Source organism: Duncaniella sp. C9, from assembly GCF_004803935.1.
GTDB lineage: Bacteria > Bacteroidota > Bacteroidia > Bacteroidales > Muribaculaceae > Duncaniella > Duncaniella muris.
This window is the reverse complement of the sequence record NZ_CP039547.1, coordinates 714,787-739,713: the sequence shown is the minus strand read 5'-3', so window position 1 is coordinate 739,713 and position 24,927 is coordinate 714,787. Positions and strand designations below refer to the sequence as shown.

14 protein-coding genes, 2 tRNA genes and 1 pseudogene are annotated in these 24,927 nt (G+C 52.5%); 9 read left to right on the top strand and 8 right to left on the bottom strand.

The window, feature by feature from the left end; genetic code table 11:
* Window positions 1–185: 185 nt before the first annotated feature.
* Window positions 186–4,118: a pectinesterase family protein gene (locus E7745_RS03020; protein ID WP_168181965.1), complete on the bottom strand. Its 3,933-nt coding sequence runs from the start codon at window positions 4,116–4,118 to the stop codon at window positions 186–188.
* A 184-nt stretch (window positions 4,119–4,302) separates the two neighbouring features.
* Window positions 4,303–4,989: a tol-pal system YbgF family protein gene (locus E7745_RS03015; RefSeq protein WP_107032057.1), complete on the bottom strand. Its 687-nt coding sequence runs from the start codon at window positions 4,987–4,989 to the stop codon at window positions 4,303–4,305.
* A 228-nt stretch (window positions 4,990–5,217) separates the two neighbouring features.
* On the opposite strand from E7745_RS03015, the gene E7745_RS03010 reads away from it, so the two are divergent.
* Both E7745_RS03010 and gadC read left to right on the top strand, forming a co-directional pair.
* Window positions 5,218–5,292, top strand: a tRNA-Pro gene (locus E7745_RS03010).
* A 158-nt stretch (window positions 5,293–5,450) separates the two neighbouring features.
* Window positions 5,451–7,070, top strand: a complete 1,620-nt coding sequence (gadC, locus tag E7745_RS03005; RefSeq protein ID WP_136408275.1) for a putative glutamine/gamma-aminobutyrate antiporter GadC — start codon at window positions 5,451–5,453, stop codon at window positions 7,068–7,070.
* A gap of 137 nt (window positions 7,071–7,207) precedes the next feature.
* Here gadC and E7745_RS03000 read toward each other — a convergent pair whose 3' ends face one another.
* From E7745_RS03000 to E7745_RS02990, 3 genes are all read right to left on the bottom strand, one after another.
* A complete protein-coding gene (locus E7745_RS03000; RefSeq protein WP_136408274.1) occupies window positions 7,208–9,406 on the bottom strand; it encodes a DUF3857 domain-containing protein in 2,199 nt (732 codons plus the stop codon).
* A 46-nt stretch (window positions 9,407–9,452) separates the two neighbouring features.
* The gene (locus tag E7745_RS02995; protein ID WP_123398755.1) at window positions 9,453–11,258 is read right to left on the bottom strand and encodes a transglutaminase family protein; all 1,806 of its coding nucleotides are present in this window, start codon (window positions 11,256–11,258) and stop codon (window positions 9,453–9,455) included.
* A 116-nt stretch (window positions 11,259–11,374) separates the two neighbouring features.
* On the bottom strand, window positions 11,375–11,977 hold the full coding sequence (locus E7745_RS02990) for a Crp/Fnr family transcriptional regulator (protein WP_123398756.1): 603 nt from the start codon (window positions 11,975–11,977) through the stop codon (window positions 11,375–11,377).
* 197 nt (window positions 11,978–12,174) lie between these two features.
* Here E7745_RS02990 and E7745_RS02985 point away from each other — a divergent pair, with 197 nt between their 5' ends.
* Window positions 12,175–13,587, top strand: coding sequence for an amidophosphoribosyltransferase (locus tag E7745_RS02985; protein WP_136408273.1), 1,413 nt, complete (start codon window positions 12,175–12,177; stop codon window positions 13,585–13,587).
* Window positions 13,588–14,040: 453 nt separating this feature from the next.
* Here E7745_RS02985 and E7745_RS02980 read toward each other — a convergent pair.
* Window positions 14,041–14,117: transfer RNA gene (locus E7745_RS02980), tRNA-Ala, on the bottom strand.
* 275 nt (window positions 14,118–14,392) lie between these two features.
* On the opposite strand from E7745_RS02980, the gene rlmN reads away from it, so the two are divergent.
* The 5 genes and pseudogenes from rlmN (at window position 14,393) to E7745_RS02955 (ending at window position 19,688) form a co-directional block, all read left to right on the top strand.
* A complete protein-coding gene (rlmN, locus tag E7745_RS02975; RefSeq protein WP_107032097.1) occupies window positions 14,393–15,472 on the top strand; it encodes a 23S rRNA (adenine(2503)-C(2))-methyltransferase RlmN in 1,080 nt (359 codons plus the stop codon).
* 293 nt (window positions 15,473–15,765) lie between these two features.
* On the top strand, window positions 15,766–17,364 hold the full coding sequence (gene pckA, locus E7745_RS02970) for a phosphoenolpyruvate carboxykinase (ATP) (RefSeq protein WP_107032062.1): 1,599 nt from the start codon (window positions 15,766–15,768) through the stop codon (window positions 17,362–17,364).
* 270 nt (window positions 17,365–17,634) lie between these two features.
* Window positions 17,635–18,822 carry a TlpA disulfide reductase family protein gene (locus E7745_RS02965; RefSeq protein WP_123398441.1) on the top strand — a complete coding sequence of 396 codons (1,188 nt, stop codon included), beginning with the start codon at window positions 17,635–17,637 and terminating at the stop codon, window positions 18,820–18,822.
* Between the two features lie 147 nt (window positions 18,823–18,969).
* A pseudogene (locus E7745_RS02960) lies at window positions 18,970–19,491 on the top strand (alpha-rhamnosidase); the annotation flags it as partial.
* Window positions 19,464–19,688, top strand: a complete 225-nt coding sequence (locus E7745_RS02955) for an exo-alpha-sialidase (protein ID WP_136408272.1) — start codon at window positions 19,464–19,466, stop codon at window positions 19,686–19,688. The pseudogene E7745_RS02960 and the gene E7745_RS02955, both read left to right, overlap by 28 nt.
* 170 nt (window positions 19,689–19,858) lie before the next feature.
* Here E7745_RS02955 and E7745_RS02950 read toward each other — a convergent pair whose 3' ends face one another.
* Both E7745_RS02950 and E7745_RS02945 read right to left on the bottom strand, forming a co-directional pair.
* Window positions 19,859–20,290 carry a co-chaperone YbbN gene (locus E7745_RS02950; RefSeq protein ID WP_123398443.1) on the bottom strand — a complete coding sequence of 144 codons (432 nt, stop codon included), beginning with the start codon at window positions 20,288–20,290 and terminating at the stop codon, window positions 19,859–19,861.
* Window positions 20,291–20,469: 179 nt separating this feature from the next.
* A complete protein-coding gene (locus tag E7745_RS02945; protein WP_107032066.1) occupies window positions 20,470–21,405 on the bottom strand; it encodes a malate dehydrogenase in 936 nt (311 codons plus the stop codon).
* 425 nt (window positions 21,406–21,830) lie between these two features.
* Between E7745_RS02945 and E7745_RS02940 the strand changes: the two genes are divergently transcribed.
* On the top strand, window positions 21,831–24,920 hold the full coding sequence (locus E7745_RS02940) for a SusC/RagA family TonB-linked outer membrane protein (protein ID WP_136408271.1): 3,090 nt from the start codon (window positions 21,831–21,833) through the stop codon (window positions 24,918–24,920).
* Window positions 24,921–24,927 lie beyond the last annotated feature (7 nt).

Here is a 24,927-nt window from a genome sequence, read left to right as displayed (position 1 = left end):
GGGAAAATGAATGGTTGTGTTTGTTGATTGCTGCAAATTTACAAAAAATTGCGGTAAAAAACCTGCCGCCACCGGAATAAACATGATGATTTTTCAGGCCGCTCTGTAAAGAGGCGTGAGCATCGCATGATTCCGTGTTGACGGCAGGTTTTATGATTTTCGATAGATTGCTGTCAGACAGCTTCTCAGAGTTTGATCTTCAGTGTGACGGGAGTGATGGAGCGTGACGAGACGCGCAGCAGCAGGATTCCTTCTGGCAGATGGGCGAGGCTTGTCTCGGCTGAAGAGATGGTCTGCATGGCTATGCGGCGACCGTCGATACCGTAGACCTCAAGCAGAGCGCCTATGCTGGTTTCGCCCACGCGGAGGCTGCGGTTCGCACTATCATAGTCTATTCGGTTGTCGACACTGATATTGCCGATCGAGCTTTCGCGGAAGTCATTGTCGGAGAGTTCGCCCATCAGCGAGTTGAGCCACACTTCAAGCGCGGTGTAGCCCTCAGCGTTGACCAGGTTGTTGTCAGGTGTGGTCGGGTCGAGGTTGTTGGCCTTTTCCCATTCATCGGGCATTCCGTCACCATCGGTGTCGGCCGGAACTGTGTAGTCGCTGCGGTAGGGGAAGAAGCCTTCGGCATCGGCTTCGGTGTCGATCATGCCCATCCCGGCGCCTGCGAAGTCACCGCTGAATGTGACCTTGCCGTTTTTCACATCGTCAGCCACACGGCGTTCTACTTTGTCGCGGTTGATGGTGCCTGCTTTCTCGACTACGGTCTTGAAGGCTTCTTCGGCGCTCTGTATGTCATAAAGCATATAGTTTTCCGGTATATATCTGCCGGTCGGACCGAGGGCGGAGTGCTGATACCAGGGGGTTGCGGTGACAATGCGCTGGTCGGCGCGGATGTCGGCAAGCGTGTAGCTTCCCTCAACGGCTATGGCAGTCCAGTTGTCGGCGTTGGCCGAGGGGAATCCTTCGGCTATATTGCCGTTGATATACCATTTGGCCGGGCCCCATGAAGTGGCTCCGCTGCGGGCATAGCTTGAGTTTACGAATTCGATGCGGGTCTTGTCTGACCATGGTCCGGGCTTGTAATAGTTGTTTATGAAGTTGCATTCATGGACTGAGTTCAGTCCGGTGTAGTTTGACACCGGAGCTGTGTTTTCGCCACCATAGCAGCCTCCGCGTTTGCCATAGTTGTAGTTGACGTTGTTGACATATTCCATGAACACCACGTGGTCCTCGCCGCGGGCTCCGTTGAAACGTGGCGAACGGGAATTGTTGTGGGCAAGAAGATTGTGGTGGTAGGTGGCAGGCGATCCGCCCCACTGGCAGGCATAGCCGCGCTCGTCTTTGACGTGGCCGGCGTTATAGAGGCCTTCGTGTAGCATGGAATACTGCACGGTCAGGAAGTGTGAGTCGGCGGTGTTCATGTTTTCCTCTGTCGACCATCCGAAGGAGCAGTGGTCGAAAATAAAGTTCGAGCAGTTTTCGGCTCCGAGGGCGTTGTTGGCTATGATCTGGCCTGACATGTCTTTCTGCCCGATGCGGAAACGCATGTTGCGGACAATGAAGTTCTGTGATCCGCCAACGTTGAGTTTGTTACGGGTGATGACGATTCCTTCGCCGGGAGCGGTCTGTCCGGCCAGGGTCCAGTTGGCTCTTTTCACATTCAGGGGGCTTGCCAGAGCTATGTCTCCGCTGACTTCGAAGATGATTGTCAGTGGCTCGCCTTTGTGCTGGTCGAATGCCCAGCGGAGTGTTCCGGCTGTGCCGTCGTCGGCAGTCGAGGTGACTTTGACCACCTTGCCGCCACGTCCGCCGGTGGCATATTTTCCGAATCCTTCGGCTGTCGGGAAGGCCATGAGACGGGCTGCTTCGCTTGCGCTGACGGCTTTCGTGGTGACGCCGTGGCGTGAAATGGATGCCACGCTGAATTCAGAGGCTTCTGCTCCGGCGGGGAGCGTATAGCTTGTCTCCACGCTCAGACATTCCATTTTGCCGTTGCGGTATATGATGTAACCCGCTGCATCTTCTCCGCTCTCCCAGGAGAATGACGAAGGGCTTACGGTGAAGTTGCAGGGTTCGGCGGTGCCGCTTAGTATTGCTTTGAAGTCAAAGGGTATCTCTGATGCTTTTTTGAACAGGAACTCAGGACTGATGTAGGCGGCGACTTCCGCGTCTGAAGCCTGGCTGGAGAAGGCGGCGCGGCGCGAAATGTCGGCCGGAGAGCCGTCGGCGTTGAGGTTTTTGTATTCGTAAAGCGACGCTGAGTTTTCCGATCCGTTCCAGTCTTTCCAGCCTTCAGCCTTTATGTGATTGCCGAGGCGGCAGTTCAGGAACATGCTTCCGGAATTCACCTTCCAGGGACGGCCGAGGTAATAGGTTGAGGCTCCTGTGCCTTCGCCGGCCATAATGTTGCAGCTGTTGAAGAAGAGCCCTGCGCGGAATGCCTGTGCAGAGAGTTCGGGATAGAATGTGCGGTTGAGGGTCAGTCCGGCTTCAGCAGGAGCGGTGATGTAGCCGCCATTGGGGTTGTAGAGGCAGATGATGTCGCAGCCTTCGAACCATTCCAGGCCTCCGTCATAGATGAAGTCAGTTGAGCCGCTGATCTTGCAGCCGGTGAAGTAACCGCGGGCACCGGTGTTGGCTTTATATGTGTCCTGGAAGCCTTCGAGGATGCAGTTTTTGAACAGATGGGCGTCCGCTGCGGTGTAGAGTGCTTCGGCCTGTCCGACATTGCCTGAGGTGTTGCGGATGGTGAGGTTTTCGGCGTAGAAGCGTTCGGTGAACACGTTGAGGGCCGCGCAGTCGGTGTAACTGTTGCCGCTTGAGCCTCCGCGGTTGACTGATGATGTCAGAATAGTCGTTGCGGCATCGGCGCCGATGAGGGAGATGAATTTATTGTGATTCTCCTTGGTGCCGGCGTAGATGTTTTCGTCATAGATGCCTGAAGCTATGTATATTATGCCTCTCGTTCCGTCAGGAACGGCGTTGATGGCGGCCTGTATAGTGCTGTAGTCGCCTGAACCGTCGGGATTGACATAGAGCAGGGTGACGGGCGCGTTTTCATCAGGCGCAGGCTTCTGGTTGCCTTCCTGGGTGAATCCGAATTTGCTGAGGTCGCTGAGTTCGCCCACATCTCCTACCGGATTAGCTTTGGCATAGTCGGCCTGCTCGGCGCTTATGCGGTCGCCGAATATCTGGAGCTTGTGAACTCTCGGTGCCTGCTTCGTTGCCAGCGGGTCTATGGCCTGCCAGTCAAACGGCGCTTTCTGCACCTGGTCATCGGCATTAGCCTTGCCGTCGCCGTCCCACACGCGCCAGCGCAGTGACACGTCATGACGGTCAATGATATTTTCCATGAAGTAACCTTGGTCGGAGAATACGGTCCAGCCTTGTTTCTGCTTTTCGGAACCGGCCCAGACGAGCGGCTTCCACTCTCCGTCACCGATTTTGATGTCGCACTTTATGCCTCTGCCCCATGAAGTGGATGACCATGACCACTGGATGCGTTCCACATAAGGTATGTGGTCTATCTCCATCCATCCGTGGAGAGAGGAGGTCTTGTCAAGAGAGGCTCCACGACACATCTGCACGAAGCCTGCTTCGCCTTTGACCGGACGGCCGTTTTCATAAACCACATTGTCTTCGAGCATCACCGTGTGGCCCGGACTTTTCCAGTCGTTGTACCCATAGTCGGGTCTGCCAGGGGCCGATTCATTGTGGTAGAACTGGCGGCTGAATGCGGCAGTAGCGGCCGCAGAACCTCCGTTTGATGCTTTGGTGGCAAAGGTGCAGTTGTGGAACAGCACCGGATAGGTCACTCCTTCTGTCCCGATGACCGGCACGTTTATTATGGCGTTGACATAGGTGTCATCAGCCCATTCCGGACACGCTCTTCCGGTCCATTTGTCCGGTTTGGAGGGGTCCTTAGGCCATGTGTCGGGCCATGATGTGTCTGAAAAGTTTATGTCAATGATTTTGGGTGATGTTGAAGCGTTGCTCCACTTTTCAACCGCTCCATCCGGATCTGAGACGGCAGCACTTGCCGGCAGCGGTAGGCATTGCAGGCCGGAGGCCAGGAGTGCTCCCGCCATTAAATAGCGGTAAATTTGTTTCATGTGTAATGATTTGGAAGGCATATGAAAGATAATTAAGGGTGTCGGATTATAATTGGTGTCTGATGTATAATTAAATAAATTGCCTGATGTCTGTTGAAAAAAACACTTGCCCAGGACCGTGTTTAGCCGGTCGGCAGGGCAAGCGTCTGTATTGTTGTTTGAAATTGAATGCGCTGGATGTGCTTTATTTTGCAGCGGCGTCTTTGGCGCGTTCGAGATATTTCTGCATGTCCACACCGATCTCGGCTCCGTAGTTGGGATATTCCTTTACGATCTGCTCGTAGACGGTGGCTTCAGCCTTGTAGTCTTTCTGTTCGCGGAGCACTGTGGCTTCCTTGAGAAGGAACGCGGGTGTGTAGTGGGGATTGTTGTCAGAGATCTTCACTGCGCTCTTGTAGCATTCGATGGCCTGGGGATACTGCTTGAGGTTTACATAGCAGTCACCTTCAAGTGATTTTGCAGCGGCGCCGATGATTGATTCTGTGGCATCATAATTTTTAAGGTGATTGAGTGCGTCCTCATATTTGCCCTGCTTGTAGAGAAGGATAGCGGCGTTGAGGTTGGCAAGGTTGCCGGCAGAGTAGCCGTGGTCGGCTGCCACCTGCTGGTATTTGGCGAGGGCTATCGAGTCGTTGCCCATCAGAAGCTCCATGTCGGCCTGGCCGAGGGCATTGTTGGCGGCGTTTTGTCCGGGCTGGCGGATGGCATAGACGTAGATCAGGACAGCTGCTACGACTGCGGCCACTGCGATGCACGACCATACGATGATTTTAGGGTTGCTCTGCACCTTTTCGCCGAGGCCGGTGAGAGTGTCGTTTACCTCGTCGATAGAGGTGTGGATCTGTTCGTTGTTGGGCTTGTTATTTGCCATTGTTATGTGATTCGTTTTTGATTTATTCAGATTCCGGTGCGACTAAAAGCCTTGTTTTTAGCTCGTTGTCGCGTTCCAAAGTGCAAAATTAATACATATTCTCCAATAAATGAAATTTTTAGCCTGATTTTTGACCGCTGTCTGTCGGATTCTTCACTGATTTTTGGTGTTCACATGTGTCAGGGGTTGCATAATTGAAAAATAATGTCTAACTTTGCGCCATAGTTCCGGGGCGTAGCGCAGTCCGGTTAGCGCACCTGCTTTGGGAGCAGGGGGTCGCGAGTTCGAATCCCGCCACCCCGACGAACATTTCAGCCGCAGGCTTCAGATCGCAAGATCCGAGGCCTGCGCTTTTTTATATAGGTGAGATGGCTGATTCATTGGCCTTATGCAAACCTTTGCCAAGGCGGGTGCGTTGAAAATAAGTCTGGGTATGAATATACAAAAATAGGCTTATGAATATGAACAAGAAATCTGTCACTACGCCTGATGAATCGCCTGTAACGGCGTCAGGACGTAAGAAAATCGTATCGACGGCCAAAGGATCAGTCACTATGGCGGCTATGGCTGTCCTGATCGTTACGTCGATTCTGAGTCTTCGCGGGTTGCCGTCGGAGGCGAAATATTGTGTCCAGTCGATATTCTACTATCTTTTTGCGGCTTTGGTGTTTCTGCTGCCGTTTTCGCTGGTGTGTGCCGAGCTGGCTTCCACCTATACCAAGAGCGGAGGTCTCTACCGTTGGGTGTCGGAGGCTTTCGGTCCACGATGGGGTTGGACGGCCATGTATCTGGAGTGGCAGACAATAGTGATATGGTTCCCTACCGTGCTTATGTTCGGTGCGGCTTCATTAGCCTATATATTCTGGCCTGAAAGTTTCGATGCTGCCCTGGCTTCGAACAAGGTCTACACTATTGTGATAGCGATGCTGATGTATTGGCTTGCCACATTCAACGCCTTCCGCGGACAGCGTTCGGCGAACCTGCTGAGTACCTGCGGCGGCCTGGTGGGCACCATCATTCCCGGCGCAGTGCTGATTGTGCTTGCCGTTCTCTATGTCTGCCTCGGCAAGCAGGTCAATCTCACCGACGTTTCGTTTTTCCCTGATTTCGGCAATGCCGGAACAATAGTCCTTGCCGCCTCGATATTTCTGTTCTATGCGGGCATGGAGCTTCAGGCTGTCCATATCAATGACATGAGCAATCCGGCGAGAGATTTCCCGAAGTCGGTTTTTCTCGCTATAATAGTGATTGTGGCTGTCTATGCGCTCGGCACTCTTGCCATAGGCATCATCATACCGTCTGACAATATCGATCTGCTGCAGTCGCTGCTTGTGGCTTATAAGTCTCTGTGGGCTTCGTTCGGACTGAGCTGGCTCGGCAATGTGATGGCTCTGCTTATTATGATAGGTGTGATAGGGCAGATCAGTGCTCTTGTCACCGGTCCGGCAACAGGCCTGATGGCCGTAGCGCAGTCGGGATATCTTCCGCGGTCACTTCAGACAGTGAACAAAAATGGTGTCAACAAGCCGATCCTCTTGATCGAGGGTGTGTTTGTGTCGCTGCTTTGCCTGGTGCTGATTGTGCTGCCTACCGTGGAGTCGGCCTATCAGATCATGTCGCAGATGGCCACCATAATATATCTGATCATGGTGCTGCTGATCTATGGGGCTTTTATCCGTCTGCGCCGTGTGGCTCCGGGTCGCAAGCGCGGATTCAGAGTTCCGGGTGGAAAAGTCGGTGAGGTGATTGTCTGCGGGCTCGGCATTCTCGGAGCCTTGCTTGCGCTGGTGCTGAGTTTCCTGCCTCCGTCACAGATCTCTACCGGTTCGCCGGTGGTCTACGTGGGTATAATCATTATAGGTGTGGCTGTTTTCCTCGCCATTCCTCTTGTGGTCTATGCCAGACGTAAGCCGTCATGGCGTAATCCTGATGCTCATTTCTATCCTTTTGACTGGCAGATAGAGGGCCGCAAGCCTGATCAGGTGTCGAAGTGGGTTCCGGGCTATGAGCCTACCGAGCAGGAGGTGGAGGAGGCTGAAACCGTTGCCATAGCCCGCCACGGCAGTGAGCCACATATGTAGCGGCCTCAGTCATGGCGTTTTGTCTGGGTAAAAGCAACGGCCCTCTGACCCGGAGCGCGCTTGAAGAGCGTTGTGGCGGGGCAGAGGACCGTCAGAGGAGCTTTGGATGCCCGAAGAAGCGGCGGGTGACCGGCACCTTACTTCTTATCGAGAATCAGAGTGGAGCCTTGCCATGTGTTGGCGGCGTCCAGGACTTTGAGCAGGTCGCTCCAGTCAGAGGCAGAGAGGAGATGCGCATTGTAACGCTTGGTGATCTCGATGTTGACGAGATCGGCCGAAGGTGCTGAAGCGCTGACCGTGAAACTTCCGGTCTCGTTGCTGACCGAAGTGTCAAGAGCTGCGAGTGAACGGGCGTTGACGCTATAGCCGGCAGGAAGTTTCAGGCTGATGCGGGTGACGTATTCGCGCGGAGTGCGGAGATAGACGTCGTCTGTGCGCCCGCGATCCGACGGCAGGGCTTCGATCTGTCCGCTCATAAGTTTTCCGGCTGAGAGGATCAGGTTTTTGCCTGCGCGCTTCACGAGGTTGTCCATAGTATAGCTGATGTTGTATCTGAGTTCCGGATCTGAGGGGTCGATGCCGATTGAGGTGACGCTTCCGGATGAGAATTCCGAGGCGTCAGTTCCGTGATATGCTTTGATTTCCTCCTTGAAATCGTTTTTTTGCTCGTTGCGTCCGTCGGCATAGCGCTCCTGGCGGTCGGCGGCCTCTTTTTTGTTTTCTTTGATGTCCACGGTCAGACCGTAGCGGTTCAGCCAGGCTTTATAGCCCTCGTTGATATCTTCTTCGCTGAGCACTCTGAAGCCGCCGGATTTAGTGGCTCCGGTGTATGCTTCCTCACGCCTGATGCTGAGTGTGGTGCCGTCAATTGTTGCTTCGACGGAGGTGACGTTGCGGTTGTCGGCCGCGCTTGTCATAGGCAGAGTTATGTAGTCGGCATCCGTGGTCGGTTTCTTTTTGCGTTCTTTGTATTTTCGCCACATCAGCACCTTGCGGCCCTGGAGCGACGGCGGCAGGTCAGATGGCGCCAGAATGCCACCTACGGGCGGGAAGTAGTAGCGAGGCTGATCTCCGCTGACTCTGGCAAAAACCAAGGTGTGGTTAAGATTGATGAGCTGGTCAAGCGGTTCATAGGAATCACGGGTAGAGATTCCGGGGTCTTGCGGGATTTTGAAGGAGCAAAGGTCGTAATTGAACTGCTTTGAGAATGATAAATTGTTGAGTGCGCCACGTTTGGCGATGTAGATATAACATAATATATTGTAGGTGTAGTCAGCGGCCTGCTGCGCCGTAATTTTCCCATCTTTCATGAGTTTCTGCAAGGTCTTGCCGATCTTCTTGCCGTCGCGGATATATTCCTGGGGCATGGAGCCGCTGACAGATCCCGGTTGCATCCACCAGCTTCTGGCATCCCAGACGTCTTCCTGGATGAGTGTGGCGTCAGGGTTGGCGTGAAGTCCGTCTTTGCGGGCGCTTCTCGGAGTGAAGTCATCGCTGTTACGGCGGTTGAATATGTGGATTTTGACCATAGGCGACTGCTGGTCGGAGTTGTACCACAGGCGGGGTTCCTTGGGGATGTCGGTCATTTCGAGGTCGAGCACATAGTTCTTGTCTTCGTCGCGGCTGACGGTGAAATCAGGAGCTCCGTTGAGGGTGCGGTATTGTGTGGTGAGATTGTCATCGACCACACAGTGGATCTGATAGTTCATGATCGGAGCTTCATCGCGAAGGGTGAAGACCATCGGATCGGGGTGGACGTTCTGGAGTTTCGATTCGGTGTAGAAGAACACGTCGATGTCATCGCCGGTCTCAAGTCCGGGGATGGCGAGTTTTCGGCTCTTTTTTTCTCCTTTCTTTCCCTCTTCCACCTCGATGAATTCAGAGGTGTCGATGTCAACGGTGCGGCCGTCGGGCTTGATGAGGCGCACGCCCATAGCGCGGCGGTTTTTCGCGTATCCGTCCCAGTTTCGAGTCTTCTTGTCGGTGCTGAAATCGAATTCCGAATACTTTTCAAGGGCGGCTTTGTCATTTACGTGTATGAGCATGCGTGTCAGATGCGACCCCTGCACCTGGGCTTTGCGTGAGAAGCGCAGAGTGCCGCTCATTCGGCCGAAGCCGGTCTTCTTCTTGGCATCGACATCTTCATAGATGGCTTTGATTACGGCCGATTCGTTGCGGTATTTGTCAGGTATTTCCTTTACGTTGAAAGCCGGGAGTTTCATTGCATAGACTTCCGCGCGGATCGTGTCGGTAAACCGGCGGTAATCCTCCTTGCTGTCTGCGTAGGAGAGTAGGGCGCTTATCAGAGCGACTGTGGTGAGAATTACTTTTTTCATATCGGTTCGGATTGGCAATGTGATGATATATGTCGGTCAGTGGTGATCAGTTTCTGAGTCTTATCTCGATCTGCTGGTTGCAGGCTTCGTTCCAGGTGCTGACAGCCTTGTTCCAGTCCGGGATCTCCTGAAGCGGGAGGCGGGCGGTGTGCAGCAGGAGGGTCTTGGTCATGTTTATTTTCTGCCCTTCGCGGCTGAAAATGCAGCTGAAGTCGGCAATTGGACCTTCGTGGCGGTAGTTGTCGGGGAGTGTGACATCGACATTCTCAGGGATCATGACTGTGGTGCGCCTTTTGATCAGTCCTGTCATGGGAAACTGGTAGTCGCTGCGGCGCTCGTCGGTGTCGATGCGTGATGTCAGAGGATCGCCGGAGGTGTTCATGTCGATATAGATTGTGTTGTCGGCCTCTGTGAGCGCCGCAGTGTTGAGTATCGGTGCCCAGAAGGTGATTTCGCCCGGAGTATCCTTTTTATATGTGATGCTGTCTGCCGGCACTGCTGCTCTCTGTGTGGGGACAAGGGCTTTGGCAAGCAGTTCGTTGAGGTGCTGTCCGGGGACTTCGGCATAGCTCTTGATGAAGTGTTCGGCCATGTCCTCGGAGTAGTGTCTGTAGGCTATGCCTGAGAGCCCGTCGGGGGTCAGCCTGTAGTTGTAATTCAGTATATCGGCAGATGCTACGGGTGATGTCGAGGGGATTTCTATCATGCGGTAGCCCTCAGAAGTAAACATCATGGCGTCTTTGCCGCGAATCCATTCCGGGATGTGGCGGGCCGAGATCTGTTCGTGGGTCGGGTCGAGGAAGAGCCATGAATCGCCGTCGGGGACAATGCAGATCATGTGGTTTGTGGCTGCAAGCGAGGGCGCTTCGGCTATACGGAAGGGTATGACATCGGTGCCCACGGCGGCTATGCGGGCCTCGATGCCTGCGCGGTTGAGAAGGGTGGCGAGCAGCAGCGACATGCCTTTGCAGTCGCCGTAGCGCTTGCGCATCACTTCGGCGGGGGTGTCCGGCCGATAGGCGGCCTCTCCGGCTTCGAATGCCACATAGCGGATGTTTTGCTGCACATGGCGGTAGATCCGGCCTATGGCTTCTAGGCGGTCTTTGGCTCCGTCTGTCAGACCGGCTACTGTCGCGCTGGCTCCGGCTATCACGGTGTCGACATCGAGCATGGGGCGGTGGTAGCGGTAGAGCGAGTCGCAGTCAGGGAAGTAGCCTCTGACCATTATGTGGGGCAGTGCAGACAGGGCGGAGGGCTGGTGTGTGTCATCAGGTATTTCGGGGAGAGAGCTGACGTTATAGGTGATTGTCCGTGATCCGTCCGGTGCGGTCCGGTCATCGCGTGTGATTCCTGATGCCGGGAAGTGACGGTCGACGAGTTCTATGGCAGGCAGCGATGCAGGTATATGGAAAACGATCTGCTTCGAGCGCACCGGATATTCCTCGGAGGGAAACACTCCGGTGAAGTGGGCGCCGTCAGCGAATGTGCGCCGGAACTGCACTTTGGCCTTGCGGTCCTTGCGGTCCAGCAGAATGTCGAAATAGCAGACTTTGCTGTCATCATGAAATACGGTCGGAGAGTTGGCGTTGCGGTATTGCGCTTTTCCTCCGGAAGCTTTGTCGAGGGAGATGATGTTGCTGTGGAATATGTGAGGCCTGATGCGCTCGGAGCGTCGTGTGGCCTGATATTCCAGGGTTGTGGAGTGTTTTATCTCAGGTCCGTTTTTGCCCTGCACGAAGCGGTATTCCTCGATGCCGGAGGTAATGACCACATTCTCGTCGGGTTTGGCTGCATGTGTCGCAAAGGTGTGGCATGTCAGCAGTAAGGCGATGGGAAGCAGTTTTTTCAGCATAGCGGAGAGTCTCTGATTGGTTATTTGCAGAAAGTCTGGAAGATGTCTACTGCAAAGTTAGCCATCAGAAAGTAAAAAAAGTGTGACTTAAATCACACCTGCAGAAGAATAATTGATCAGAAACTCTGATCTGTGTCACCGTTTTGGTCAGAATCTCTTATTTGGTCATTCAGTCTGGAGCGCATTCTCACAAATGTCTCGCGGGCTATCCCGAGATAGGATGCGATGGCGGTATTTGACATCTGTCCGTTGATATGAGGCAGGCGTCTGAGCAGTTCAAGGTAGCGCGATTCGGGAGATTCGCAGCGGTAGGCTATGCCGCGCAGCATGAAACTCGTGGCTATGGCTGTGGTGAACTGCAGGCGGAAGCCCGGAAGCTCGCGGTCGATATAGTCAGTCATGGCATCAAGGCTGACCACCGCTGCTTCAGAATCGCACATGGCGGTGATGTCAAAGCCTGAGCGGCGTGAAAAATCAGGAGTTATGTAGGCTCCGATTATTTCATCTGTGAAAGCAAGCGAGAGTATCTGGCGGTCTCCTTTGTAGTCAGGGCGCGAGAATGCGAATCCGCCGGAAATTACCAGACCTATTTCCTGCGCTGGCCGGCTGAGGGTGCAGAAGTGTTGCCGCCGGCGGTAGCTGCGGCGTTCGCCGTTGGTCAGTATGTAACGGCGCAGCGGTTCCAGGTCAATGATGTCGTATAATTTGAGATCAGCCATGTGGTAAAAGGCATATCCGGCCAGAGATGACTCACAGGGGAGATACCATGAGATGTTTGTGAAATATCTTTGACATAGCCGGAATGAGAATCCGGATTTGAACTATGCAAATATAATGTTTCTCTGAGAAAAAATGCGTACCTTTGCGCTAGAATAATTATCACAGTTCTTAATTTTTAGCCAAACTCTGTAACACCATGAGTGGTTTCTTTGGAACGGTAGGCAGACAAAGCTGCGTGACCGATCTTTTCTACGGTACGGACTATAATTCGCATCTGGGTACACGCCGTGCCGGTATGGCTACTTTCGATGCTGCCGACGGGCAGTTCTGCCGGTCAATTCACAATCTGGAAAATACCTATTTCCGGACCAAGTTCGAATCTGATCTCGGAAAATTCCGTGGCAACGCAGGCATCGGGGTCATAAGCGATACCGACCCGCAGCCGATAGTGATCAATTCACATCTCGGCAAGTTTGCGATAGTGACAGTCGCCAAGATCGCCAATATCAAGGAACTTGAAAAAGAAATGCTTGAAGGCAACATGCATTTCGGCGAACTCAGCTCCGGCAATACGAACCAGACCGAGCTGATAGCCCTGCTTATCATTCAGGGCAGGAACTTTACCGAAGGTATTGAAAACGTTTTCAACAAGATCAAGGGCTCATGCTCGATGCTTCTCCTGACTGATGACGGAGCCATCATCGCTGCCCGCGACAAGTGGGGCCGCACTCCGATCGTCATCGGCCGTAAAGATGGCGCATTTGCCGCTACCAGCGAGTCGAGCAGTTTTCCGAATCTCGACTTCGAGATTGACCGCTATCTCGGTCCCGGTGAGATCGTGCGCCTGACCGCCGACGGTGTTGAGCAGATGCGCAAGCCCAACGAGCGCATGCAGATATGCTCTTTCCTGTGGGTCTACTATGGCTTCCCGACATCAAGCTACGAGGGCCGCAACGTCGAAGACATGCGCTATCAGTCGGGCTATGAAATGGGACAGACCGATGACTCTGAGGTTGACTGCGCATGCGGAATCCCCGATTCCGGTGTCGGAATGGCTCTCGGTTATGCTGACGGAAAGGGAGTGCCCTACAAACGCGCAATATCCAAATATACTCCCACCTGGCCCCGCAGTTTCACCCCCAGCCGTCAGGAACTGCGCGATCTTGTAGCCAAAATGAAACTCATCCCCAACCGTGCCATGCTCGAAGGCAAGCGGGTGTTGCTTTGCGATGATTCAATTGTGCGCGGTACTCAGCTGCGCGACAACGTCAAGATCCTCTATGACTACGGAGCGAAAGAAGTACACATCCGAATCGCCTGCCCGCCGCTGGTCTACAGCTGTCCTTTCGTAGGCTTCTCGGCGTCAAAGAGTGACCTTGAGCTGATCACACGCCGCGTGATCCAGGAACTCGAAGGAGATCCTGACGCAAATCTTGACAAATATGCCACTACCGGCTCTCCGGAATATGAGAAGATGGTCTCCATCATCCGCGACCGTTTCGGACTGACATCACTGAAATTCAACCCGATCGAAACCCTTGTCAAATCCATCGGATTGCCCAAGTGTCAGCTCTGCACCCACTGCTTCGACGGCAGCAGCTGCTTCTGATGCAGAATTCTCGCGCCTGCATCAGCATCTGATCACAGCCAGTCTCTCCATCTGCAGGGGCAAGAACATTTTAACCGGATAGCATCAAATAGCGTCAATTTTGCAAAATTGACGCTATTTGATTTTTTAGAGGGTGTTTCATAACAAGAGTTAAAATCTGAGTGGTGTATCTTTTAGATAAATTGTTGGAAGGGAGGAAGAAGCATAGCGAGCTATGCGACTGACGAGCTTCAACAATTTAGCAAAAGAGACACCAAGGCTCAGGTAACATAAAATTTTTTACAAATGGAATATCCTATTTCCAAAAAGACAATACAATCGCCTCCGAAAGTTTTAAGCGGCTATGGCTCTTAATTTCAGTCACATAGCTCGCTATGCTCCTTCAATTCAAAGTCAAATATAATCATTTATAATGATATAACAAAAAAGCGAACCGATATTCTCGATTCGCTTTGGTGGAGTATAGCGGACTCGAACCGCTCACCTCGACACTGCCAGTGTCGCGCTCTAGCCAGATGAGCTAATACCCCTTTCACTTTTGCGGGAGCAAAGATAGGGAGTATTTTTGAGTTTAGCAAAATTTTGGCGGATTTTTTTGTAATTTTGCATCGAAATGCTTCTTAAGCAACCTTGAAATGGCTGTCTCTGCTTGCTTCGAATGCTCGGAAAGGTGTGTCTGAGCGCAACTCCATGACGCTTCCCGGATGAGGCGGCTCGTTTTTTCAAGAAGGAAACACGTTTTTATCGTTTAATTTTTAACTCGAAAGAGTTGCTTATATGCTCTGAATTTATGGAAAAGCAGAATATGGTCCGCAAGCCGTTGATCGGCATGACTCTTGGTGAACTTGAATCTGTGGCCGCTGAGGCCGGACTCCGCCGTTTTGCCGCAAAGCAGATTGCGCGGAGGCTTTATGTGAACCGCTCGCAGTCTGTTTCCGAGATGACCGAACTGCCTAAGGCTTCGCGTGAGTGGCTTGAAGAGCATTATTGTGTGGGGCTGCAGGCACCGATAGCCGAGGCTCGGTCGACCGACGGTACAGTGAAGTATCTTTTCGCTACACGCGGGGAGGGCTTTGATTTTCTTGACGGGGGTGCCGGTGGGCGCGATGTTGAGGCAGTCTATATTCCCGACCGCGAGAGAGCCACTCTGTGTGTGTCATCGCAGGCCGGGTGTCGTATGGGCTGCCGCTTCTGCATGACGGGGCGCCAGGGTTTTCACGGCAATCTCACGGCGGCAGGCATCATCAATCAGGTGATGGCTATTCCGGAGAGCCGGACGCTTACAAACATAGTGTTCATGGGGATGGGGGAGCCTATGGACAATATAGAAGAGGTTCTGAAAGCGGTGGAGGTGCTTACCGCGCCTTGGGGATTGGCCTGGAGTCCGAAGCGCATCACAGTGTCGAGCATCGGAAAGCTTGACGGTCTGCGCCGGCTGCTTGACGAGACCAAGGTGCATGTGGCCATCAGTGTCCACTCGCCGTTCAAGCAGGAACGCGAAGATCTGATGCCGGTTGAGAAGGCTTTCCCGGTGGCGGGAGTGATGGGTGTGATGAAGAATTACGACTTTGCCCATCAGCGCAGGCTTTCGGCCGAATATATAATGTGGCGGGGGGTGAACGACGATCTTCGCCATGCTGATGCGCTGGCGCGTCTGCTCAAAGGGGTGGACTGCCGTGTCAACCTGATCCGCTTCCATGCTATTCCGGGTTTCGACCATGTCACGGCAGACACGGAAACAATGGAGCGTTTCCGTGACCGTCTCAATGAGCTCGGCGTGACCGCCACCATCCGCACATCGCGCGGCGAGGACATCGAGGCTGCATGCGGTATGCTCAGCGGTAAGGAGGGAGCCGTGGAAAAAGAAGGGGTTGCGAATTGTTAAAAAACAACAAAAAGGCTTTGTGGGCCAGTGCATAACTGAACCAATCATAGGTGTCGCAGGTTGTGTCTTATGGACAGCGTGCAAGAGCGTAACGACTATCTGTCAGACCTTGAAAGCAGCAATTTAATTAAAAATTATTAATAGAGAAAAATTTCTTTAATTTGCCGGCTCTATACCGAAAAAAGTAAGTAACTTTGCAAGCGGATAAAAAGGACCTTCCTCAAGGTTAAAAGATTATCAATTTTAGGAACAATAATTATCAATTTCATATCAAACACTCTACTTTAACGACAATGAGTACAATTGATTTATCCCAGTATGGCATCACCGGTGCGAAGGTGATCCACAACCCCAGCTACGATCAGCTTTTCATCGACGAAACCAACCCTGAGCTCACCGGCTACGAAAAAGGTCAGGAAACTGAACTCGGTGCTGTCAACGTGATGACAGGTATCTACACCGGCCGTTCGCCCAAGGACAAATTCTTCGTGAAGGACGAAACCAGCGCAAACTCTATCTGGTGGACTTCTGAAGAGTATAAGAATGACAACAAGCCCATCACTCCCGAAGCCTGGAAAGCCCTCAAGGCAATCGCCGACAAGGAACTTTCAGACAAGCCTCTCTATGTTGTAGACGCATTCTGCGGAACCAACCCCGACACTCGTCTTTCTGTACGCTTCGTAATGGAAGTGGCATGGCAGGCTCACTTCGTGACCAACATGTTCATCCGTCCCACCGAAGAAGAACTCAAGAACTTCAAGCCCGACTTCGTTGTTCTCAACGCTTCAAAGGCTAAGGTTGAGAACTGGAAAGAACTCGGAATCAACTCTGAAACCTGCGTTGCCTTCAACCTCACCGAACGCATGCAGCTCATCATCAACACCTGGTATGGCGGCGAGATGAAGAAGGGTATGTTCTCACTCATGAACTACTACAACCCTCTCCGCGGCATCGCTTCAATGCACTGCTCGGCCAACACCGACAAGCAGGGCGAAAACACCGCTATCTTCTTCGGCCTCTCAGGCACAGGCAAGACCACCCTTTCAACCGATCCGAAGCGTCTGCTCATCGGTGACGACGAACACGGCTGGGACGACAACGGTGTCTTCAACTACGAAGGCGGCTGCTACGCCAAGGTCATCAACCTCGACAAAGAAAGCGAACCCGATATCTACAACGCTATCACTCGCGACGCTCTTCTCGAAAACGTTACTGTTGACGCTAACGGCAAGATCGACTTCACTGACAAGAGCGTTACCGAGAACACCCGCGTAAGCTACCCCATCAACCACATCAAGAACATCATCGTTCCTTCTCGCGGTCCTGCCGCAAAGAACGTCATCTTCCTGTCGGCTGACGCATTCGGTGTGCTTCCTCCCGTTTCTATCCTGACTCCGGAACAGACCAAGTACTACTTCCTCTCAGGCTTCACCAGCAAGCTCGCCGGTACAGAACGTGGCATCACTGAGCCTACTCCCACTTTCTCTGCATGCTTCGGCGCAGCCTTCCTTTCGCTCCACCCCACCAAATACGCTGAAGAACTCGTTAAGCGTATGGAACAGAGCGGCGCAAAGGCATATCTCGTGAACACCGGCTGGAACGGTACTGGCAAGCGTATCTCTATCCGCGACACCCGTGGTATCATCGACGCTATCCTCGACGGTTCTATCCTCAAGGCTCCCACCAAGCAGCTCCCCATCTTCGACTTCACCATTCCTACCGAACTCCCCGGTGTTGATCCCAAGATCCTTGATCCGCGCGACACCTACACCGATCCCGCAGAATGGACCAAGAAGGCTGACAAACTCGCTGAAATGTTCATCAACAACTTCAAGAAGTTCGAAGGCCACGAAGCAGGCAAGGCTCTCGTTGCTGCTGGCCCCCAGCTCTAAAAACCATAACTCTTGCTTTCACGCGAAAGCAATGACTTGATAAGGTCACGGCCCGCCGGTTCCGGCAGGCCGTGACTGTTTTTTATAGCTTGGTATTAAACAATCCGTTATAAGTAACTCTTCAAAATTAAGCGATATAATGGACATAAGTAGCTCCTATGGATGATCTAATTAATTTTTCAGAGTTACTTATCGGCATGGCCGTTGGGATTTGGCCCGGATGCAGGAAATAATTATTTTTGCAGAAAGCTAACAGAAGACCGACTGACGATGGATAAAGTTTTTACACTGACTGCCGGACGCATGGTCCGCATTATAATTGTGGTCGCCGCTCTGCTGCTGACAGCTGTCAGGGGGTGGGGAAAGGATAATTTTGTCATGTCCGGACGGTTGGATGGAGTGGACAAGGATGTGTTGCTGATCGAATACATCTCTTTTGAACCTGACAGGAAGATGGTGCGTAAGCGCGTGCCGGTCAGGGATGGTTATTTTGAGTTTTCGGCATCTCTGAAAAATGCCTGGCTTGCCCGGATAAGGCTTAAGTCTGTGCCAGAGAAGGACAACAAAGGATTTTCAATATTTCTTGTGCCTGACGAGACTCTTGTTTTAAGGGGAGATCTTCGCCGTGAGCAGGAGCTTTATAAAGTGAAAGTGGGCGGGAGTGAATATTACGAAGATCTGGCCAAGGTCAGGGAATTTGTGCGTCCTTTTCAGGAGGAGCTCGCGGCTGCCGTCATGGAATATAATGACGGGCTTGCCTCCGGGGGTGACAGAGTGGCGCTCTTGCGCGGGCGCCAGAAATCCGAACAGCAGATCAATGACCGTTACCGGGCTGTGCGCGAGGCTTATGTCATGTCGCATCCGGAAAGCGAGGCGGCCTACAGTCTTGTGCAACTGGATGACAGATGGGGCATAGCGGCAATTGAGAACCTGGAGCCGGAAGTCCGTGGCGGCCGGTTCGGGTGCAAGATCGCGCAGGATCTTAAGGTGATGCAACTGATGTCACTTCAGAGGATGGCTGCCAAAAACCGTCCTGCGGCACTGCTTGCGCAGGGACGGCAGATGCCGCCGTTCAGACTGCGCAAGCCGGAGGGTGGCACTTTCCCGTCAGATTCGCTGATAGGGAAATATACCGTGATTGACTTCTGGGGATCGTGGTGCATATGGTGCATCCGAGGTATTCCGAGAATGAAAAAGTGTCATGAACGCTATGCCGACCGTCTCAATATAGTCAGCATAGCCTGCTCTGACACGGAAGAAGGCTGGCGAAGCGCCTTGAAAAAGAACCGTATGCTCTGGACACAGGTGATCAGCGATGACCGCACTGTCGAAGCCGCATATAATGTGAAAGCCTATCCTACCAAGGTTGTCATTGATCCTGACGGAGTGGTTCTGCGCTCTTTCAGTGGCGAGGGAGAGGATTTTTATGATTATCTTGAAGAACTCCTCGGCGATTAGAATGTGGGGTGGGGGGATAGCCGGAAGCAGGTTACCTTCCGTGCTCTCATGCTGAGAATGGTTGTTTGCTGACTGGCGGTGTGAAAATCTCGCGGATTTTCAGTAAGAGGGCGTTTCATAACAATAGTTAAAATCTGAGCGAAAGATTTTGCCCTTCACCAGGGGCGTGAAGCAGATGCCGCCGAGTGGGATGCACTGTGTTTAAAGTCTGTGGATGCCTTTAACGCCCGCTTCCTGACATGCCACCGCGGAACATCGCCGGTGCCCGGCCATCCGCTTTACCCTGACAGCGTCTACTATGGCAACAACACTGCTACCGCCAATCTGCTCCCTATGGCATTCGGCATCGTGCCTGACTCTCTGCGCGGTGAAGTGGCCAGGCAGGTAGTGGCAAATGTCATCACCCGCAACAATGGCCATGTGCCATGTGGCGTGATAGGTATCTCATGGCTGCTGAGGGGATTGTCTGACAACGGGTTTGCCGATGTGGCTTATCTGATAGCCACCAATAAAAGCTATCCGTCATGGGGATATATGACTAAAAACGGGGCGACTACCATCTGGGAACTCTGGAACGGCGACAAGGCCGCGCCGTCGATGAACAGCGGCAATCATGTGATGCTGCTCGGCGATCTGCTGCCGTGGTGTTTCGAGCATCTTGCCGGAATAGCACCCGGTGCCGACGGACTCCGCTGTGCATAGCTGTTAGTGACGATGGTGAGACATGGCGTCATGAACTGATGCTTGAAAATTCGCCGGTCAGCCAGTATTCCTATCCGGCCATCATCCAGGAGCGTGACGGGAAGGTACATTGCGTCTACACCTGGCGTCGTCAGCGTGTAGCATATAAGCAGATTGATCTGTAGGGAGTTCAGACAGAACAGTTGGCTGCAAAACATTATTCCGGTCCGCAGGTCGCAGAAAATGGTCTGCGTCTGTGGGCCGGAATTATAATAATATATGTATGGAGGTTGCCGGGTCAGGCTCCGGGCATGCGTGCGTCAGGCGTAGCTACCCGGCTATGGGACAACTCCTGTTATTTCGGCAGGTAAGGGGTGATGAAGTCTATAAACTGGCTTTTCTCCATGAACCCGACAGCCGATTTGACCGTGCCGTCAGGCATCAGTATGGTCAGCTGAGGGATGGAGCTGACCTCAAACATGCGGGCGAGTTCGGACGATTTGTCGACATCGACTGACATGAATATGGCTTTGCCATGATATTCCTTGGCTACTTCTTCAAAAATAGGTGTGAAGCGCTGGCATGGACCACACCAGACGGCGTTGAAGTCGATGATGGTAGGGAGGGTTTCGTGGGGAGTGATAGCGGTAAGCGGAGCATCCTTGGCAGGTGCTGCAGTGGTGGTCGCTTCGGACTGAGAAGCTGAAGACTTTTCTCTGTTCCCGCAGGCTGCAAGGCAGAGGCAAAGGCAGAGAGAGACGGAGAGAGTGAGGCGCCTGAATGTCATAGTCAATAGAGTTTGATTGGTTGCCCTGGTGGCATTTGTTTTGAATTGTTTATAAAAAGCCCGCACTTCAGCGGCTCGGCAGAGAGCTGAGGCTCCTGCGGGCAGAGAAGTGCGGGCTGTCGGTTTATTCTGAACCGGTCATGCGGCCTCAAGCGGCCACAGACCATCCGGAAAATCTATCAGAGAGCACCGGCGAGAGCGGCGTTTGTCTTGTGGACAGCTTCCGCACTTTTGTGGAAGAGGTCTTTTTCTTCATCATTGAGATCGAATTCAACGATCTTTTCGATGCCGTCCTTGCCGAGGATACATGGAACACCGATGCAGAGGTCTTTTTCACCGTATTCGCCATCGAGAAGGGCTGAGCAGCTGATGAGTTTCTTTTCGTTGTGGAGAACGGCCTTGACAACCTGTGCTCCAGCCGCACCGGGAGCATACCATGCAGATGTTCCGAGGAGCTTGGTGAGAGTGGCACCGCCCACCATAGTGTCGGCAGCGATCTTGGCGAGCTGCTCTGCGGGGAGGTAGTTGGTGGCGGGAACACCGCGGTAAGCGGCATAGCGCACGAGGGGGATCATTGTGGTGTCGCCGTGGCCGCCGATCACGATGCCTTCGATTTCGTTGGGATTGGCGTTGAGGCCGAGAGAGAGATAATATTTGAAGCGTGCACTGTCAAGAGCACCGCCCATGCCGATGATGCGGTTTTTGGGCAGACCGCTCACCTTGTGGATGAGGTAGGTCATGGTGTCCATCGGGTTCGAGATGCAGACAATGATAGCGTTGGGAGAGTGCTTGAGGAGCTGATCGGTAACAGACTTCACAATGCCTGCGTTTACGCCGATGAGTTCTTCGCGGGTCATGCCGGGCTTGCGGGGAATACCGGAGGTGATGACAACAACATCAGAACCGGCAGTCATTTCATAATCGTTGGTGACACCTACCAGGCGGGTGTTGATGTTGAGAATGTTGGCGGTCTGCATGATGTCCATAGCCTTTCCTTCAGCAACACCTTCTTTGATGTCGAGAAGAACCACTTCGTCAGCAATGCCCTGCTTTACGAGCACGTCAGCACAAGTAGCGCCCACATTACCGGCGCCTACAACTGTAACCTTTGACATAAGAAATTGATTTTTGGAAATTTATAGAATTGAATGATAAAAATTGGCTGTTGGAAGTTTATCCTTTGCAAATATACGGAAAAGATTTCGACCCTTGGCTATAAATTGATGAAAAATTTCTTTAATATGCCGGCAGGGAGAGAGCCGGCGAATTCCGGACCAGCCCAGGTGTCTTTGTGCTTGCCGGAATGGTTGAGATAATGTTAATTTTAACCCTTTTGTGTTAAAAGAGTGTTAACCGCTGTCATTTTGTCGATAAAGATCTTCTGGACATTCAGATTTAGTATGATTTGGTAGCTTTTTTTAAGCAAAAGTTTGTTTAATCTAAATTCATTACCTATATTTGCAATGTCGCTGTTTGTCCTATTGGGCATACCTACACATGAAAAATAAACCAATCAAGTAAATTTAACCTTATCGAAAGTATGAGAATTAACGGAGTCAAGCTTCTTGCTCTGTGTCTTGTTTTCCTGTTGTTTGGGGTGGAAACCTCAGTGGCTCAGGGAAGGAAGCCGGATGCAGGTGAAAAACTTAACTACTTCCGAGGCGTCGTGATCGACGATGAAGACGAGCCGCTCCCAGGCGTGACTGTAATGGTCGTAGGCAAAAAGGGCAGTGGTGCCGCCACAAATGCTGATGGCGAATTTACCATCGGTCTTAAGGATAAGACCACCTGTACACTCCGCGTCACTTATATCGGCATGAAGCCGCAGGAAGTGCGCGTTCAGGCTGGCAAATCCGTCACAGTGAGACTTGAAACAGATGCCGCAACAATGCAGGAAGTTGTGGTGAACGGTATCTATACCCGTAATATCGAAAGCTTTACCGGTACGGTCTCTACTTTTAACTCAGAAGATCTCAAGCAGATAGCTCCCCAGGGAGTGCTGAAGAGCCTTGCTCTTCTCGACCCCTCTGTGGTTCTTGCCGAGAATGTCGATTTCGGCTCAGACCCCAATGCTCTGGCTGACATTTCGATCAACGGTAAGATGAATGTCCAGGCTCTGAGCCAGGAATATGAAGCTGACCCCAACCAGCCTCTATTTATTCTTGACGGTTTCGAAACAACTCTTCAGACAATCAGTGACCTCAACATGGACCGTGTGGAAAGCATATCTGTACTTAAGGATGCCTCCGCTACAGCCATCTACGGCTCGAAGGCCGCCAACGGTGTGATTGTGGTCGAAACCAAGAAGCCGACCGCCGGCCGCCTGCGTCTGACTTATAACGGATCTATTCAGGTGGCATGGGCCGACCTTAGCGACTACAACCTCATGAACGCAGCCCAGAAGCTTGAGTTCGAACGTCTCTCAGGTGTTTACAACTATACCCCAATTAGCGGCCCGACTGTCGGACTTGACGAAAACGGCATTCCTATCGCTGAGCCACAGCGCGAGCTCTACCTTGAACGCCTGCGCCTCGTCAAGGAAGGCTATGACACCTACTGGATGAACGAGCCTCTGCGTACCGCCTACACCCAGAGCCATAACGTATATATAGAAGGTGGTGACCAGGCATTCCGCTATGGAGCCGGTCTGGCCTACAACAAGACTCAGGGTGTCATGAAGAATTCAGACCGCGATGTGATCAACGGCAACATCACTCTTTCCTACCGTGTAGACAACTTCAACTTCACCAACCAGACCACCATCTCGCATACAGGCTCAAGCCAGGAAACAGTGGCATTCTCAGCTTTTGCGAAGATGAACCCCTTCTATGAAAAATATACAGAAGACGGGCAGGTTCCGAAATACGTCTATAAAGACACCAGCGTAGGTGGGGAGACTATCTGGAACCCGCTCTGGGATTTCCGTCAGGGAAGCTATCGCAAGGGTGACATAATGTCGATCACTGACAACTTCCAGTTTGAATGGCGCGCCACCCGTCAGCTGCGTCTGCGCGGTAACCTCCAGTATTCGACTTCGAAGACAACCAACGAGACATACGTTTCGCCCAATGAAACTTCTCAGGACGGACTGGAACCCAGAAAGCGCGGTTCGTATAACAACACCAACCAGACAAACACTCGTTATAGCGGCCGCCTCAATGCCACCTACGGCGGATACTGGGGCGTCAACACCCTGAACGTGGTGGCCGGTATGCAGATATCCGACAACCATACCAAAGGCCATTCTTATGGTGTGCAGGGTTATCTCAACGACCAGTTCTCCAACCCGAACTTCTCCGTAGGCTATCCCGAAGGCGGCAGGCCAAGTTCGACTGACACCCACAGCCGCAACGTCAGCTATTACGCCAACCTTAACTACGCCTGGGACATGCGCTACCTCATGGACATCAACCTCTCGCGCAGCGGTGCCTCTCAGTTCGGTATCGACGATCCCTTCACCAACACCTGGTCAATCGGTGTGGGCTGGAACGTACACAACGAAAAATGGTTCAAGCCCAACAAATATATCTCCTACCTGAAACTCAATGCCTCTTACGGTAATCCTGGCAACCAGAACTATGATGCCAAGCTCGCGTCAAGTATCTATGATTACTTTAATGACTACACCAACCCCTTCGGCCTGGCAGCACTTGTAAGCCAGTGGGGCAACAACGGTCTGAAATGGCAGAAGACCAATACCTATAACGTGGGTCTCAGCGCTAATATGTTCCAGCAGAAACTTATGCTCAGCACCTCTTACCAGGCTCGTATCACCGATCCGCTACTGGTGCGCATCTCTCTGCCGCACTCGACCGGTGCATCGTCCGCTCCGATGAATATCGGTGGCACAGATAACCGCTCGATAAGCCTTAACGCCACCTTCTATGTATTCCGTACTCCTGACCTCAACTGGTATTTCAACGGTAACATCAACCACAATACAACCAAGTATTACAAGATCGGCAACCAGCTTGACCAGTATAATGAATCAGGACGAGGAAGTTCGAGCCTCGAACGCATGTATGACGGTGCGAGCATATCCGGACTCTACATTGTCCGTTCGGCCGGCATCGACCCTGCTACCGGTAACGAAATTTTCATCCGCAAGGACGGCACCTATACTTACGAATGGAATTCTGAAGACGAAGTTCTTTACGGAGATACGAACCCCGATTTCACGGGCGCGCTCAGCACCTCGTTCCTCTATAAGGGATTCTCGTTCGGAACCACATTCTCCTTCCGCTCCGGAGCTGAAATCTTCCTGAGCACTCTGATGGAGAAAGTAGAGAACATTTCCAAATCGGCTCTCAGATACAACCAGGACCTCCGCGCTCTGACAGACCGCTGGAAAAAGCCCGGCGATATCGCAAAATACAAGCGAATCGACGATACATCGACCACCTATAAGAGCAGCCGTTTCGTGGCTACAGAGCACACTCTCAGCTGCGCGTCTATAAATTTTGGCTATCGCACCACAACAATGCCTTTCCTCCGCACTATCGGGGCATCGTCACTTGACATCCGCGCTTATATGAACGACATATTCCGCCTCTCGAATATCAAGCAGGAACGAGGCCTCAGCTATCCATTCCAGCGCTCATTCTCGATCTCGCTCGGCCTGAGCTTCTAAACCCTTG

What these genes read in the sequence shown, in the direction of transcription:
- E7745_RS03020 (WP_168181965.1), bottom strand. Translation starts at nt 4,118, where the DNA reads ATGAAACAAATTTACCGCTATTTAATGGCGGGAGCACTCCTGGCCTCC.
- E7745_RS03015 (WP_107032057.1), bottom strand. Translation starts at nt 4,989, where the DNA reads ATGGCAAATAACAAGCCCAACAACGAACAGATCCACACCTCTATCGAC.
- gadC (WP_136408275.1), top strand. Translation starts at nt 5,451, where the DNA reads ATGAACAAGAAATCTGTCACTACGCCTGATGAATCGCCTGTAACGGCG.
- E7745_RS03000 (WP_136408274.1), bottom strand. Translation starts at nt 9,406, where the DNA reads ATGAAAAAAGTAATTCTCACCACAGTCGCTCTGATAAGCGCCCTACTC.
- E7745_RS02995 (WP_123398755.1), bottom strand. Translation starts at nt 11,258, where the DNA reads ATGCTGAAAAAACTGCTTCCCATCGCCTTACTGCTGACATGCCACACC.
- E7745_RS02990 (WP_123398756.1), bottom strand. Translation starts at nt 11,977, where the DNA reads ATGGCTGATCTCAAATTATACGACATCATTGACCTGGAACCGCTGCGC.
- E7745_RS02985 (WP_136408273.1), top strand. Translation starts at nt 12,175, where the DNA reads ATGAGTGGTTTCTTTGGAACGGTAGGCAGACAAAGCTGCGTGACCGAT.
- rlmN (WP_107032097.1), top strand. Translation starts at nt 14,393, where the DNA reads ATGGTCCGCAAGCCGTTGATCGGCATGACTCTTGGTGAACTTGAATCT.
- pckA (WP_107032062.1), top strand. Translation starts at nt 15,766, where the DNA reads ATGAGTACAATTGATTTATCCCAGTATGGCATCACCGGTGCGAAGGTG.
- E7745_RS02965 (WP_123398441.1), top strand. Translation starts at nt 17,635, where the DNA reads ATGGATAAAGTTTTTACACTGACTGCCGGACGCATGGTCCGCATTATA.
- E7745_RS02950 (WP_123398443.1), bottom strand. Translation starts at nt 20,290, where the DNA reads ATGACATTCAGGCGCCTCACTCTCTCCGTCTCTCTCTGCCTTTGCCTC.
- E7745_RS02945 (WP_107032066.1), bottom strand. Translation starts at nt 21,405, where the DNA reads ATGTCAAAGGTTACAGTTGTAGGCGCCGGTAATGTGGGCGCTACTTGT.
- E7745_RS02940 (WP_136408271.1), top strand. Translation starts at nt 21,831, where the DNA reads ATGAGAATTAACGGAGTCAAGCTTCTTGCTCTGTGTCTTGTTTTCCTG.